This is a genomic window from uncultured Bradyrhizobium sp. (genome assembly GCF_936943645.1).
GTDB lineage: Bacteria > Pseudomonadota > Alphaproteobacteria > Rhizobiales > Xanthobacteraceae > Bradyrhizobium.
Genome location: NZ_CAKZJO010000082.1, coordinates 84675 through 99734 on the forward strand (window position 1 = coordinate 84675; position 15060 = coordinate 99734).

Sequence of the window (15060 nt, forward strand, 5' to 3'; positions counted from 1 at the left end):
TCAGGCGGCCCTCACGGAGATCGAGAAATGCATGGGAATCGTCGCACCGGACGCACCGGAGGGCGTCAGGATGATCACGTCGTCCTCGTTGAGATAGGTCGGCGACGGCGGCACGGCCGAGAACAACTGGCCCGCTGCAGATCCCGCCTGCGTCACGGTGAAGGTCGCCAGCGTCGTCGCGTTCGCCGCGACAGTGATGGTGCCATCGGCAGTCGTGATCGCACCGCCGAGGATGCCGGCGACTTTCAGCACGCGGCAGCGAAAGGGAACGCGGACATAGGCAGCGACAGGGCTCGCGCCGCAGGACGGCGTGTAAGCGGTGAGATCGGCGGTATTGAGGGTGCGATTGCCGGGAAGCGGCATCTTGGCTCTCCAAAAAGAAGGGGCAGCCCGAAGGCTGCCCCAAGGTTGGGATGAATGATGAGTGTGACCGATCAGGAGGTGGTGTTGTCGAACACGCCGCCGGAGGCCTTCTCGTTGCGGGCCACCAGCGCGTATTCGGCCAGGATCTGCCGACGATCGGAGTCGCCGGTCTTGGCCAACGGGATCGAGATCATGTTGCGGCCGTTGAGATAGGCGACCGCCCATTTGTCGAGCTCGAGCACCAGGACATCGCGCGGACGCTGGAAGCGGTTGGCGACCACCTTGAGCTTGCCGAAGTCCGATTCATAGGCATCGACGGACGCCACGATCTTCTTCGACTTGGATTCCTCGATCGCAGTAGACCGGCCGGTGAAGGTAGAGAACACCTGCTTGTTGAAAGCGCCGGTCATGATCGTGCCCGGCTTGCCGCCATTGCCCCAGATCGAGGACAGCACGGTCTTCAGGCGCACCTCGGTGAAGGCGAGCTGCGTGCCGTCGATTCGCGTGCCGGTGCCGTCGGCCGCGGCCGGATCCGCCGCACCGCCTGCCGTCCCCTTGGACGTGTTCGAGAAAATCCAGGAGAGGACGGAAGCGCTCTTGCGCGGCGTCGTGGTGTTGCCGACGACCTTGGCCTGGTTGGTGCCGCACAGGATGGTTTCGAGGTCGCGCTTGAGTTCGAGCCCCTTGAGCATTTCCTGATAGGCCAGCTCGTTGTCGCGGCCGGCGTGGTCGACCGCCTGCTGGGTGCCCGAGACCCGGGCGACCTTGTAGGAGATCTGGCAGAGATTGCCGAGGCGCACGGTCGGCGTGGTCGTGTTGGTGTTGGGATCGTCGCCCTCGAGCTGGGCGTTGTTGGCGTCGGCACCGGCGAGCGCCTGGGTCTGCCATTCATGATTGACGGCAGTCGCCTTCTCCTTGTCGACGCCGCTCATGAACGGCGTGTCGACGGGGTCGATGCGATAGATCATGTCGCTGAGGTCTTCGCGGTTGCCCACCGCGGAGTAAGTAACGAAGGTGGAGGTCGGTAGAGTCATCTGGGTTCCCCGATGAAGGCCGATTGCGTCGCGTGACGCGCAGGGGTTTCCTGCGCGGCAGCCCGCAAAGGCGTAGGTGTTTCTGGTTGCTACGTTGCGATCTCGCTGCCCCGATGGCGCGGAAGTCATTTCCGGTTCGATATGGCGAGCCTTAGCTGCCGGGAACCTGCGTTATCCACGCAAGGGCGGCATCGACGGATAGAAGCGTCGAGAAGTCTATGCGAAGCCGACGATCATTATCCGCACCCGGTACCAGGCGCCCGGTTAGGAAAATCCGGGAGAGGGAAGTTGCGGTCTTACGCGGCATCAGCTTGACCGTGCACGCGTCAAACGCCGGATAAGCGACTTGTCTTGAGAGCGATCGTCTCCAGCCAGCTCGTTTGAGGGCGCAAGCGCGGCCGTGGGAGCGAACGGCAGGGGCGCCGCTCCAGCGTCGAAAACGGACGATTGGTGTCCATCGGCGTTCGGCTGTTGCTGACGCCGGATATGGTCGATGACGAGATCTGCCATCGACATAGGAGGCTCTTGCGGCTCAGTCGGAGGCACGGCTTGGCTCATGGGCGGCGCGCATGCCCGCAGTGCGTCGGCAATTGAATCATTGACGCGCGACTCGATTGCCTGCGGGCTCGGGTCAGGAATATCGAACCTGGTCAAGGCGTTTCGGAGCGCCTTCTGCACCGCATTGCTGAGCGCTGATCGATTGATGCGACATAGATCCTTATCGTTGAGAAACTGGATGCTATGATTGGAAAAGCGGGGATGCTGATAGTACGGGCTGTTCGGATTGTAAAATTCTCCCTTGGAGTCGCGATATGCCTCCGCAGTTCCGGTTACCCGCGCACCATTTTCGTCCGTGACGTCGAAAGTCTCGATGGGCAAGATGATTCCTTTCATCCGGCGTCCTCCGCCGGAAGTTATCAATCCAATCCCGTTGGAAGTTCAGTCGGACGCTTTGCAAGCCGGCGGCAGCAGGACGTACAGACCTTTCGATCCGTCCGGACTGAAGCGTGCAACCGTCGCAATGTCGTCGTCACGGCTCAGCTCAAGCACTTGCCGGCAAAAATCAGAGTAACGCGCGCTCTCGGCCTTCCTGAGCGGCATCGTGAACCAGATATCACCAAAATGGTCGTAGGTACGACACGACGCGCGCGCGATGGAGTCGTAGCCGACCCCCAAGTTCGATCGGTCATCTTGGTTACAGGCAAATCGTCGCCTCGCCTTCTCATCGATGGAAAACGTCTCGTCGTGCCCCAAGAACAACGCGATCAGTGCCGCAATCCCGGCAGGCTCGCCATCAACGGCCAGGACGCCGGCGGGCATGCGAGGCGATGCCAGCGAGCTGATCGGTTGCAGGACCATTGGGTCGGGCACGGGAAGACCAAGTGATTCAAGCAGCCTGTTTGGACCATGGAACGAGAATCTCGCCGCCTTGCGGCTGCGCTCGAGCCAGAGCGAGAATTCATCGAATGACAGCATCGCTATTGCGTTCGCATCGACCGAAAGTAGCTGGTGGAGTGGAGAATGCCTTCGATAGATCGAGAGAAGTGCCATGCGTTCCGCAACATCGTCCGCTCGTTGCGAGTACTTCGCGGCTAGCTCGAAATGTTCTCTTTCCACGCGGACATTGGAAGCGCGAGCGGCAAGAAAGTCGACCTCGGCAATGTCTTCGTGCAGGACATAGCGGACCACGCCACGAAGACACTTCTCGAGCATGGCCGGATTGTAGTGTCGCGCAGTCACGGCGAAATCGCCGAAGACATAGTCGATTTGATAGGGATGGGACAATTCGCAGGGCGCGACGTCGGGAAGCCGGCGGGCATTGAGCAACAGCGCACGCAGTATTTCCTGATTGACATGCTGATCGTAAAACGACAGTTCGGGAGACATGGCCAGATGGATGCCCAGGATGGCACTCGTTCCGGCCTCTTGCGACGAGGCCGGCTGGCTCGTAAGGGCGAGCGACATGCAGATTGCGGCGATGCGCCTGAAATTTTGGATCAGCATGCTGTTCGCCGCCTGCCTGGCCACGGAAAGGGTCGTGTTTACTTCGATCTCGACCGAGTTCGCGGACTACGGATCGTAAATGACCTTCATATCGAGACGCAGCCGAGCTACCATCTCGTCCACCTCGGCCTGCCCTTCCGGATAGGACTCGTAGACAATCCTGGCCTTGAACAATCTCGCGATATATCTGGGGTGAAGAGTCCACCCGACATGATGGTAAGCCTGAGTATCGGGATAGCGTGACTTGACGACTTTTCGCAGATAGCGATTGTCCGGCGGCGGCTCAAAGTGCGGGTCGAGCACGCGCTGCTTGTAAGAGCCAGCCTGAGCCAGCACGATCTCCTGCCAATGAGCCTCGTCGGCCGGCAAGGGCCGACAGGACCCGTGCTGCAGGCGGTAATCTCCATCTCGCGTCTTTTCCATCGCGAATTCGGCGCATGATGGCAGCGCGGGATCGGTGCTCTCATAGTCCCACGCGACCAATGCGCCCTTGAGCACATGAGCCCGATCGGACGCGATCAAGAGATAGTTGGCGCAGCTCGACAGACACTGGTCGTACACAACGACCACAGCGTGTCGTTCACGGACTACCTCGGCAAGAGCAATTGCCGCCGCAATATCGCCTCTTGCGCTTCGAACGACGAAGAGACCGCCTTCCTTCAGCTTCTTCGCCGGCGATATGTCGGCATGATCCTCGATCCGGCCGTCAAGACACAGGATTGACTGATCGTCGCTGAGCGCGATTGGGCGCACGGCAACACTGCGGCAATAGTCAGCCGCGCGATGGAATGCCTCCTTGTCGAACAAGCTCTCTTGGGCACCTGACGGACCGAAAAGGAAAAGAGTGAAAGCGCAGAAGGAGAGCAGTGCTGTGAGTGAACGAAATATGCCGATCACACCGACGCGCGTGAAGTTTCGTACCAGCATGCTGATCGCCGCCAGGTTTCCGACTGGCCTCACGAGCGCGCGAGCGCTAATGTATCGTCGCCGTAGTCACCTTGACTCCCAGTGCGACGACAATTGGCGAATGGCAGGCCAGTCGCCGAAGCGATCGTTGAAACTGGCGGACCGACCTTCCGACAAGGGATCATCTTCCCTGACGAATGGCACCGCGGGTAAGCCATTGGTTGTCTGCGAGGTGCCTGCCGTTCCCCGGCTCTGGCGCAGATAGTCGGCAATCATTCCCGGCAATCCTCCGGGCTGCGGTGCCGCCGCCGATTGAGCGGCGGCAGGGCCACCCGGCAGAGAATTCCAGGCGCCGTAGCGATCGGCAACAACACCGTCGCGACTTGGAAAGCCCAATCCACGCAGCGGAGCCGAACTGACCGGCCCCCCGGCTGCGGCCGCCGCCTGAACCAGATGAGGGACACTGGTGTCAAATCTGGCAGGGTCAATCGTGGTGCCGCCGTTTACGGCAACGCCAAGAGGTCCCCCATTTCGATGTTTTTCTCCCAAGGCCGGGGTCGCATCTTCATTTTTAATGACCGAGTAATGCAAATGAGGTCCGGTGCTGCGGGCACCAGTGCTTCCGACGTTGCCTATGATATCTCCGGGCCAGACGCGCTGGCCGGGCTTCGGCATCGAGCTGCCCTCCTGCATATGAGCGTAGAGGCTATAGCCCGCTTCATTCCTCACGATGACGGTGTTGCCAAAGTTGTCGTTGAAACCAGAATAAACGACTGTGCCAGGTGTCGCCGCCGGAATCGGAGTGCCCGGGCGCGCCGCGAAATCCTGTCCTGAGTGGAATTTTCCGAGTTCGCCCGTGATCGGATCTTTTCGCCTGCCATAGGCCGAGGTGCGGCGAAACGGCGGCCCGGGATTGTAGGGATCACTCATTTAATGGCCTTTCCGATATCCAATATCCAGCCGGCCCGACATTTGTTGTTGGCCGGATCAGGACATAAGCGCTCCGTCAGCCTCCAGGACAGCACTGCCGTGGCGCCCGTTGGGGACACATACAGCCGAGGCATGGTTTGACCGGCTGCCAAGGTAAACTCCTGCCGGAACAGCAGACGAAATGAATTGTCGCGGAGTTCTGCCGCGTAACGCGAGTAGATCGCTTGCCACTCCTGGTCGGATGGCTCTCGCGGATCGAGTGGCCCGACTGTGCCTATGAAACCCTTGCCGCCGCCCGAGGCCTGCTCGACCCGCTCCTTCACCCGCACGCATCGCCAATTCGCGATGCGGCATCTGACAAGAGGACCACCGGACTCGTCGGCCTCCGTCACGAGGAACAGAAAAAGCGACTTCTGTTCAACGTCAAACCAGCCTGTACGAACGTACGATCCCTTCAGAAGCCTGCCTCCCCCGATCTTTTTGCCCTGCATGTCCAGGACATCGATCGTGTCGGAGTCGGTTGCAAAAAACTTTGAGCTGTCGGGAGCCCAGACGACTTCCGAAACGGGGTGACCAATCGCCTCCGATAGGTTAATCGTGCGCAACTCTCCCGCTTCCGCCGTCAGTTGCAGCGGCCGGGTTGAGGCCACGATCTTCAGGTCGGGTGAGAATGATACCTTGATGCTGGGGTACGACTGCTTTTGGAATGTTGCGAGGATCTCGCTTTTGCCAGTCTCCAGTTCGAATTTCCTTACGCGCCCCGCATCATTCTCGACAAAGGCGATATAGCGACCGTCCACGTCGCATTGAGCTGGACCCCGGGTCGGCGACGGAGCGGAGATCTTCGTGCTCCCATCGTATGCGTCGACATACCGACCATCCGTCGCGAGCAGATAGCGCTCCCGATCCCCGCACCACGCGATGAACTCGCCTTTCGGCAGCGGCGTATGCGGTAATTTCTCGAAAGCCGGAACGGCTCGAGGCTTGGTTGGCGGTGCAGGCGAAGCCCCTTCTGCACGGCACGCAGTGGCCGTGACGAGCAGCCCCAGCACAGCCAAAAAGAACGAAGAACGCAGATCAAGATCAATCGAACGGAACCGCATGCAAGCACTCATTCCTTGGGTGCGGCCGTGTACATGGCCCCCCATCAACAATTCTGGAACAAACACGGAACATTGTCGAGTATTCTCGCCTTGGTTGCAAGAGCTAAATGATCCCGAACCTCTTCCGCCGCTCCGCGGTTTCCGCAAGCTCCTTCAGCTCCGCGCGCGCCAGCTTGCCGTTGGCGACGACGCCAGCCAGGTGATCGCGTACCTTGCCGACGATGTTGATGGCGAGGAACAACTTTTCGCGACCGGCGGCGTCGTCTACGCTGGTTGCGCGCCAGGCCGCGATGTAGCTGTTCTCGAGCGCCGCAAACGCCTCGTTCAGAATTTCATCATCGCATAATGCTTCGGCACGAGCCGCCCTCGCAGCCGCCCTCTCCAGAGCGCTCTCGTCAGACATCGGCTTCCTCTCCTCGTGATTTCGTCGTCGCGTCTTCAGATCGTGGCGCATGGCGCATCCGGCGAGATCGAGCGACGCCTTGGCAGCATCCATCCCGCGCTGCACCTTCGCGCATTGTATCTTCTGCTGCTGATTGAGCGTCTTCGGGTGCGCATCCAGGGGCACGATGTTCGTACCCAACCGCTGCGAGCGCCGTCTCGGCATCTGTAACGAGGACAATAGCGTCGGATCGGGTGCCGGCCGCGGCGGGTGTGTGAATTGTGCGGCCTGTCTCTAGCTGCCAACTGCCTCGCCATCATCGGCTGTTTGAATATCCATGAGGCATGCCACCGCATTCACCGTAGCGAGTTCAAGCCTATTTGGTTTAGCGATGCTTCCTAGCATTTTTCCAGGAATTATCACCTTCGCCTAGATCCGCGGCGCGTACGGGATAGACTCCTAGCGTATCCTCCCCGTTCGCGTCCCGACCGTATTCATCCACTGCGTCCGGAAACTCGACCAGAAATCCTGATGGATCGTCGTCAGGCACGTACACAATGGTTCCTTGAGAACCGGCCGGCACCGGTATCCCGGGTATCGCATGCTTGAGTATAATGACGTCATGTAACTCGAACATTGGATCTACCTGCTTGGGAAGGCTGTGTTGAGCCGTGGCACTCCGTCTTTTCCGATCGTCCAGCCCGTGATGACCGGGATCGTGCGGCCGTTGGCGCCAGTGACGTGGATGGGCTGGTTAAACACCGTCCCGTGCTGCGTGATAGCTTTTTGGACTGCCTGAGATTTATCGAAGACCAATTGCTTTGCAAGGTCTTCTGTATTTTCGCGACCGAAGCCGAGCGCCTGTTCGAACCATCTTGCCTTCGGACCACCACTAATGTGCTCCGGACTAAGCAGATAGCGATTCAGCTTATCGCGCACGCTGGCGGCGGACTCTTCGGCTGGACTCGCCGCCACCGGTATCGACCTGCTTGCCAGCGTCCGGCCCGCTGCAAAGCTGTCCGTAACCGCGGGCGCGACCGTTTCCGCGGCGCACCAGGCACCACAGCGTTGATGGTGCCTCGCAATAGACCCTTACCGAATAACGAACCATCGCCATTACTTGCCGACCCGGGGGCGGAGATCGCGTCGTCTAAGCCACTTCCTGCATGGCCGCCGGCAACGTCGCCACTCGATCCAACAGGGACGTTTCCCGTCGCCGCTCCATTGACGGCGGGCCGACTGGCGCCCGCTGCAGACTTTTGCGGCTGGGCTTGCGGCGCTGACTGCGTTTGCGCTTGTTCAAACCGCGCCTGCGGGAACGTGCCGCTATCACTGAACGGATCGTGTTCGACCGGAACGAGGGTGATGTTTTCAAAGTCCGGCTGATGCTCGACCGGCACCAGAGAATAATCAGACATGATGAACGACCTGCAGAACTTTTCCGGCGGGGGGCATCAGGCAGACATTGATGGCCGCCTCTCGTCTTGCGTGCGCCCGCCGGATACGCCCGCTGCGCCTTCCCCATTTCGATCGCCGCCTTCAGATGGGTCTCCAGCACCGTCATCTTGGCGTCGAGCGCAGCCTTGATCTTGGCGAGCTCGATCTCCCCTTGCGTCTTGACCTGGAGATGGATCGCGTCGGCCTGCGCCCGGCGGCTCTCCGGCAAGGTTCAGACAGACGGAGTAAACCGTCCTACGACAACCGGGGACTCAACATCCAGATACAGATTGGCGCGTGCGTAAAGACCGATGACATGCTCACCAGCTTTGACGCTCGCTTCACTCGGATACAAAAGTTTCTCGGTGGGAAACAGACCATGCTTCTTCGCATCAAGCGATAGCTGCTGTCGATTCTGCTTGAAGAACGTACCCTCGACGAGGCCGTACACCGGCCCTTTGAAGTCGACGACGAAGTTACCGTCGCGCATCGGCCTGACCGAAAAGTCTGGCATATGGGTCACAACGTCCAGCAGCGCCGCATTACACATTACACTTGGCAATATCCGGCTCGGATGAGCCATTGTCAAAAACCGCAGTCCCATGCTCGTAGACCAGAAAGCTCCTCTGCCGGTCCGTGTAATGCGCCATCCGATCCACAAACCAGGCCGGCGCTTCTACGCGGGTGAGTCCTCGCCAGGTGGGCGCGGGATATTTCATGCTTCGGCCTCCGATGCATCTTTGCTCTGCTCGGACAATATCGCGCGAATTAAAGCAACAACCCTTCGGATGGCTAACATGGTACTGGCATCGGGCTCGCGGCTCATATGATTCCAGCGCCGCTGCTCCAAGAACAGGTGTGCCCGAAGCCGCACCAGGCCGCTGTCGGCTGACAAGGCGGGCAAGTCCCGCCAGTTGAGCTTGTATGGGTCATCCTCGGACGGATGAAAAGTCAGCGCGAAGCGTCCGATGATCGGCCAAGGCTCTGATTCGCTCGGCACAGCAGACAGCTTGAGACTCTTCGTCGGAATGATTGCTGGAAATGGAGGAGATGGAGGAGATCGAAATGTCGGCATGTCGTACCTGAGCCTACGGAAGCGTACCTTTGATTTCGTCCGGTGAGATGTAGTGCGGAACCAGGTACTCGCTTTCGCTATATAGGCTGTATGGGTTTGGAGTTGCTCGGCCCGGCGCCAATTGCAGCCGGTAGGTCGTGTCACCGTGTATTCGCGCAACGTTAGGATCGGTGGTTACGGCGATATATGGAGACGGCGGATTGCGGCTGTCAAGCGCGTGCTTCGTCATCAAGTCGTGCTGGTCCCCTTCTGCCAAGACCGCTTCGGAGTAGGCTTGGCCTCCCGCTCGTGCCGCATGCGACCGGAATTCCGTGAGGCCGGCTTGATCGCCTCTATAGAAAGTTTGTGGCGCATTCTCTGCCGCTTGTCCAAACCTCGCGCTCGCTTCTTCTGCGGCGGGCGGCAGAGTCTGCGCGGCGCGTGCTCCCGTTCCTAACCTGGCTGCACCGAGCGGACCGAGCACGCCGAGTGCGCCGCCGGCGAATCGGAGAGGCACCTCCCAAGGAGTCCCCTCGCCAAGCTGGCCTCCGGCTTCGCTCCCCAGGCCGCCCAGCACAGCCGCTCCGACTTTGAGAGGCACGCCTCCAGGCGCTACATAGGAAGCGGGATTGCCGAGAAATTCCCCGACTGATGCACCGAATTGGCCCGCCCGGCCTTCCGGCCTGTACATCGGCCCCGTGACTTCCTTCTCGAGAATCTGCATTCCCTGTTCTGGAGTCGGCGCGTCGACGTCTTGCCCCATCTCGGCCTGTGTGGCGCGTCCCAATGCGCTCGCCGCGCTGTTGAAGCCAGAGACGACCCCGCGAGGGATGGACTTGAAGAAGTCACCGGCCCCTGCCGCGAGGGTAGATCCGGTGGAGCCTGTTGTTGCCACGCCAGGTATCGGTGCGCTGGATCTGCCTGCTCCCATCGCAGACTGTTGAGTCTGCGCCTGTTGCGCCTGCGCTTGCAGGCTTTGCGCTTGCTGGGGCTCATCCTCAGGGAATGGGTTGTGGTCGACTGGAACGAGAGTGGCATTCTCGAAGTCCGGCTGATGCTCGACCGGCACCAGAGAATAATCAGCCATGATGAACGACCAGGAGATATTTGCCGGGACGGCCCGAGTCCGGCAGATAGTGGTGGCCGTCCCTCGCCTTGCGTGCGCCTGGCGGATATGACCGCTGCACCTTGCCTGCTTCGATCGCCGCCTTCAGATGCGTCTCCAGCACCGACATCTTGGCATCGAGGGCGGCCTTGATCTTGGCGAGCTAGATCTCTCCTTGGGTCTTGACCTGGAGATGGATCGCGTCGTTCTGCTGCTGGATCTGCGCCTAATGCGCGGCGGTCGCGGCGTCGACCTGCACTCGCGCCAGCACGGCCTGTAATTTTGGATCGGGCGACAGTCGATGCGGCAGGGAGCCGTATTAGCAAACGTTCGGTTCTTGTGCCCTCATCCTGGATGCATCCAGCCCCACAATCACGATCTTACGAGAAGACGCGTAACCGCCCGGCTTTATTGCCCCTACAACCCTTCAGGTAGTTCAGTGAGAGAATCGATAAACTGCTTCAGTGTTGGGGCGAGAAACACAATGTATCGATCAGGGTCCTCATAATCTTCATGAGAAATGAACATGATATTTCCGAAAGACTCTGGCCTCACACTATAAAGAAACTTGTCCCCAGAGGGATCGTCCGCGAACGGTATGAGCCCCTGCGGAAAGTCCGGCGTTTGATCCACCATCATGACATAGGTGTCTTCGAAGGTAGTTCCGATGGGATCTTCTACGTTCATAGGCAGGAATGTTTCGACGTCATATGCGTCTCCATCCTTGGGAAAAAATTGAGGGCGGGGCGTGCCGCCGTTGTGCCGAAGGTAGTGTTCCTTGAGATCCTGCGGCAAGCGAATACCGAGGCGATTCTCCACGCGCTTGATATCCAGTTCGGAAAGCGGTGGAGCAGTACGCTCAAAGACAACCATTGCCTGTCTCCTCTAACGCTCGCGCTGGCCAACCTACTTAGGGAGATGGCCTTAGAAGCCATGGCAAATTCAGATCCTGACCATTCAAAGCAAGCATCGCTCGACACCCGGTCCAAACCCACACGGTAAGGAAGTTGGGGCTCGGTACCACTTCCAGCACACCTTCCCTGTCGCAGAGGACCGTCAGCAACAGTTGAGAATCCGGCGAAAGAACAACCTCCTCAGCCCAAGGTTCCACGATCACCGTCAACGGCCCGGGGTTGTGGTTGATTACGACGTATTTTACGGTCGTATCTGTCATTGGAAGTTCCTCAAGATTTTCGCCAGCAACGCTGCGCGATGGACTGCCGACAGGTTGGATGGATTGTCACGCGCCACACCCTCATAGATTTTTTGGAAGGCCGCAATAGATCGTGCGGTAATGCCGGCCGATTTGAGTCTCGATATTATTTCGGCAGTCGCTTCGGTGGAAGCCGCGCGTGATGCTTCCAGCCCTTGTTCGAAACCGGCAAGTCGCCCAAATTGCGCTCGCTTTATTCCTTCGGGCAAGGTGGCTTCCGCTTCGGCAATGGCTTGTCTGGCGGCGCTGCCCGCAGCAGCTCTACCTGCCGCAGAGACTGTTGACCCGGCCAGCCCGTCAGCAACCGCGGAGCCTCCCACGCCAAACAGACCGAGCGCCTCGGCACCCGCAATCGCCAGCGGCGGAAGCAGCAGCGAACCGACCCCAAACGCTCCCTCGATCTTTGCAGCTGTCGGATTATTCCGCACAAGATCTGTCACCCCTTCCGATTGAGCGAGTTCGGGAGCGGCTAGCTGATTAAAGAACTTGACGAAGGGCGAACCCGAACCACCTCCGACCGCAGAATCACCGGAAACAGCCGACTTTGGCTGGGCGGACAGCACGGGCTGCGGCTGGCTTTGCGGTTGAGCCTGTGTCAACTGGGGCTGCACTCTCTGCCCCGATTGCGCCAGCGCCGGCTCACTCTGCGCTTGCGGGCTTTGCGCCTGCTGGGGCTCATCCTCAGGGAATGGGTTGTGGTCGACTGGAACGAGAGAGGCATTCTCGAAGTCCGGCTGATGCTCGACCGGCACCAGAGAATAATCAGCCATGATGAACGACCAGCAGATATTTGCCGGGACGGTTAGAATCCGACACGTAGTGGTGGCCGTCCCTCGCCTTGCGGGCGCCCGGCGGATATGACCGCTGCACCTTCCCCCCTTCGATCGCCGCCTTCAGATGCGTCTCCAGCACCGTCATCTTGGCGTCGAGCGTGGCCTTGATCTTGGCCAGCTCGATCTCCCCTTGCGTCTTGACCTGGAGATGGATCGCGTCCGCTTGCGCCTTCTCGCGTTCGATCTGCACCCGGTGGGCGGCGGCAAGCTGGTCGGCCTGAACGCGCGCCTGCAGCGCCAGCAATTTCGGATCGGGCGGCGGCTGCGGTGGCGTCGGCGGCGGATGCAACAGCTGCCCGGTCTGCGGATTGACGGCCATGGGATCGCAAAAGAACTGGTCCGGGTTGCGATGCCCCATGATCCGCGTCAGCTCGGCCGCGGTGTTGTAGAGCTGACGGTCGCCGACCAGGTTGAGCTTGCCGCCGGCGAGCAGCTCCTTCTGCACGTTGGCGATCGCCATGGTCTGGGCGAATTGCTGGGCCTTGCCGCCGGCGCCGAGGCCGACATTAATGGTCATGTCCTCGCGCGTCTTCCAGTTGCGCGGATTGACGGCGACCCAGGCATTGCGCAGCCGCACCGTCTCCTCGCGCTGGCCATGCTTGCGGATGGTGCCGTGCAGCAGCGCGAAGATATCGCGCACGCCTTCGGCCATGACACGCGCGATCAGCTTGATGCGCATCTGCGAGGCAGAGAACACCTGCGCGACCGCGGTCGCCGATTGGTTCTGCAACGCGTTGGCGTCGATGCCCTGCGCCTGCTTGGCGAGGCCGGTGCGGATCTCGAGCTCGGCGTCGAGATATTGCAGCATCGGATAGATCGACGTGGTGATATCAGGCACCACCTGCCAGTTCAGCCCGCCTGCCGTCTTGGTGCGGACCACTCCGCCCGGCCGCGACACCAGCAGGTCGTCGAGCGTATTCGGCCCGGCGTTCTGCTCGGCGACCTCGACGCGCGGATTGTTGTGCAGATAGAGATTGTCCAGCGCGCCGCGCTTCAGCGCTGTCTTCTCGCGCTGCAACGGCATCACGAGATCGGCGATCGAGCGGCCGAAGAAGCGATGGGTCACCGGCACCGGCGTGGTCGCCGCGAACGGCATCTCGTCGAACGGCGTGATGCAGTCCTTGCCGTCCTTGCGCAGGATCTCGGCCTGGTCGCCGCCCGTGATGACCTGGTAGAGGCAGGGACGGCCCGAGCCCTCGTAGTCCATGCGAACATAGTGCTCGGTGATGCGCACCAGCCGCGCCGCAGCGTTGGCGCTGCCGCCGCCTGATGTCGCGGACAGATGCTCCTCCACCGTGTCGCGCGCCAGCGTCTCGATCTCGGTCATGCCGGTATGCGGCAGCAGGGCCCTGATCTGGCCGGCCTCGAAACCTTCCGCGATCAGCTGCGCCTCGGTCTTGGTGACGACCTCGTGGAAGCAATAGTTGCAGTCGCGGATGCTGCGTGCACCGCGCTCGATGCCGAATTCTTCGGGCGGCACACCCATCACCCGCGCCTGCGCGAGTTTGCGCGTGGTGACGATGGTGACGTCATGCGTGACGAGAGAGCCCATCGGCGCGGGTTGCGCCGGGGCTAGCAAGGGAACGGGCATGTGTGATTGAACTCTCGGTTCTGCGCAAAGGCTCGCCGCTCGATGCGGCGGGCCGGGTTAGTAACCGTTGTTGCGCATATATTCCTGGATCATGCCGAGCAGGCCGCCTGCCGGCACCCGATCGGGACTCGATGGATCGATGGCTGTAACCGATGGGCCGGCTAGGACAGCGGCAGTATCCCGCACAGGTCGAGACGCGTCCTTCCGCGGCGAGGCCAAGGCCCATTGATCCAACGCGCGTTTGGGGGCGGAGGCAAACAGCGCCTCGAGTGGAAACCGCTCCGTTGGAAGCGACGTCGAGGTCGACCGATCGCCCGCGTTGCCGCCGCGTGCAGCAGGTCGTGGCGACAGCGCTGACGAACTCGTATCTGGCTGCGCAGTCCCATCAATGAACGAGGCAAGCCTACGAAACGAATCCGGCGAGACGTCCCGGAATGGCGCAGGAGCAACGCTGTCCCACCGATCGCCGATGCCGTTGCTGTCACCGATCGGCCCGACCCCCCTGAGTACAGCGTCCGGTTGCATGTCCGGAAACATACGCGGCGCACCGAATGAAGGCGTCCGCAAGCTCGGGGCGTTACGCCCCGATGCGGTTGGTGCGCCACCCGGCCCGCCCACGGCATCGGAGCGTATTCCAATCTGATGTAATTCACCGCCAGGCGCACTCTTTCCCGGATCTGTTGGAGCAAACGGATCTGCTGACCCCGGCGTCATGGGAACATGAGCACTATTGATCGAATCCGACGTGGCCGGGGGCGGAAGCGTAATATTGTCTGTGATGCCCAAGTCGCCTGCGACTGCCGCATGCCGGAGCCGCTTGAGAGTTAGGTCGATCGATTCAATTACGGATTTTAGGACGCCACTCTGATCGTCAACGGATTGCTGCGCGCTGAGAATCGAATTCTTGGAATTTGTTAGGTCTCGAACAGTACTGTCATAACCAGGCTCGTCACTGAGCGGCTTTCGAATCCCCTCGACATTAAAGGATCCCGACCCGTTCAGATAATGATCAATAACGTCGTTCGCTTGACCGATAATCTCCGCTCTATCGGCTTCGGTGATTGTTGTGGCCGAATGACCTGGAGGCGGGCAACGGGCGCCTTTC

Annotated in this window: 18 protein-coding genes; all 18 read right to left on the minus strand. The window is 60.5% G+C overall.

What is annotated here, in order from left to right; translation table 11 throughout:
* Entirely contained in the window at positions 1-363 is a 363-nt protein-coding gene (locus tag Q0743_RS22885) for a hypothetical protein (RefSeq protein ID WP_298243745.1), read from the minus strand.
* A gap of 71 nt (positions 364-434) precedes the next feature.
* Positions 435-1397 carry a DUF5309 domain-containing protein gene (locus Q0743_RS22890; RefSeq protein ID WP_298243746.1) on the minus strand — a complete coding sequence of 321 codons (963 nt, stop codon included), beginning with the start codon at positions 1395-1397 and terminating at the stop codon, positions 435-437.
* A gap of 306 nt (positions 1398-1703) precedes the next feature.
* Complete coding sequence (locus Q0743_RS22895; protein ID WP_298243747.1) at positions 1704-2291, minus strand: hypothetical protein; 588 nt, start codon at positions 2289-2291, stop codon at positions 1704-1706.
* Positions 2292-2336: 45 nt separating this feature from the next.
* Complete coding sequence (locus Q0743_RS22900) at positions 2337-3401, minus strand: hypothetical protein (protein WP_298243748.1); 1065 nt, start codon at positions 3399-3401, stop codon at positions 2337-2339.
* Between the two features lie 66 nt (positions 3402-3467).
* Entirely contained in the window at positions 3468-4328 is an 861-nt protein-coding gene (locus Q0743_RS22905; RefSeq protein ID WP_298243749.1) for a hypothetical protein, read from the minus strand.
* 66 nt (positions 4329-4394) lie between these two features.
* Positions 4395-5237 carry a M23 family metallopeptidase gene (locus Q0743_RS22910; RefSeq protein ID WP_298243750.1) on the minus strand — a complete coding sequence of 281 codons (843 nt, stop codon included), beginning with the start codon at positions 5235-5237 and terminating at the stop codon, positions 4395-4397.
* Entirely contained in the window at positions 5234-6340 is a 1107-nt protein-coding gene (locus Q0743_RS22915; protein ID WP_298243751.1) for a hypothetical protein, read from the minus strand. Before Q0743_RS22915 ends, Q0743_RS22910 begins: the two co-directional genes overlap by 4 nt.
* Before the next feature lie 103 nt (positions 6341-6443).
* On the minus strand, positions 6444-6923 hold the full coding sequence (locus Q0743_RS22920; RefSeq protein ID WP_298243752.1) for a hypothetical protein: 480 nt from the start codon (positions 6921-6923) through the stop codon (positions 6444-6446).
* 184 nt (positions 6924-7107) lie between these two features.
* On the minus strand, positions 7108-7359 hold the full coding sequence (locus tag Q0743_RS34295) for a DUF4926 domain-containing protein (protein ID WP_367184933.1): 252 nt from the start codon (positions 7357-7359) through the stop codon (positions 7108-7110).
* 5 nt (positions 7360-7364) lie between these two features.
* Entirely contained in the window at positions 7365-7661 is a 297-nt protein-coding gene (locus Q0743_RS22925) for a DUF6883 domain-containing protein (protein WP_298243753.1), read from the minus strand.
* 211 nt (positions 7662-7872) lie between these two features.
* Positions 7873-8388, minus strand: coding sequence for a hypothetical protein (locus tag Q0743_RS22930; protein WP_298243754.1), 516 nt, complete (start codon positions 8386-8388; stop codon positions 7873-7875).
* Between the two features lie 3 nt (positions 8389-8391).
* The gene (locus tag Q0743_RS22935) at positions 8392-8742 is read right to left on the minus strand and encodes a hypothetical protein (RefSeq protein ID WP_298243755.1); all 351 of its coding nucleotides are present in this window, start codon (positions 8740-8742) and stop codon (positions 8392-8394) included.
* 132 nt (positions 8743-8874) lie between these two features.
* Positions 8875-9234, minus strand: a complete 360-nt coding sequence (locus Q0743_RS22940) for a hypothetical protein (RefSeq protein ID WP_298243756.1) — start codon at positions 9232-9234, stop codon at positions 8875-8877.
* A 13-nt stretch (positions 9235-9247) separates the two neighbouring features.
* Positions 9248-10300 carry a hypothetical protein gene (locus Q0743_RS22945; protein ID WP_298243757.1) on the minus strand — a complete coding sequence of 351 codons (1053 nt, stop codon included), beginning with the start codon at positions 10298-10300 and terminating at the stop codon, positions 9248-9250.
* A complete protein-coding gene (locus tag Q0743_RS22950) occupies positions 10293-10448 on the minus strand; it encodes a hypothetical protein (protein WP_298243758.1) in 156 nt (51 codons plus the stop codon). The genes Q0743_RS22945 and Q0743_RS22950 overlap by 8 nt, the downstream gene beginning before the upstream one ends.
* 287 nt (positions 10449-10735) lie before the next feature.
* The gene (locus Q0743_RS22955) at positions 10736-11191 is read right to left on the minus strand and encodes an SMI1/KNR4 family protein (protein ID WP_298243759.1); all 456 of its coding nucleotides are present in this window, start codon (positions 11189-11191) and stop codon (positions 10736-10738) included.
* Between the two features lie 297 nt (positions 11192-11488).
* Positions 11489-12301: a DUF4951 domain-containing protein gene (locus tag Q0743_RS22960; protein ID WP_298243760.1), complete on the minus strand. Its 813-nt coding sequence runs from the start codon at positions 12299-12301 to the stop codon at positions 11489-11491.
* Positions 12294-13955 (minus strand): hypothetical protein, encoded by a 1662-nt coding sequence (locus Q0743_RS22965; RefSeq protein ID WP_298243761.1) that lies wholly within the window; start codon positions 13953-13955, stop codon positions 12294-12296. The genes Q0743_RS22960 and Q0743_RS22965 overlap by 8 nt, the downstream gene beginning before the upstream one ends.
* Positions 13956-15060 lie beyond the last annotated feature (1105 nt).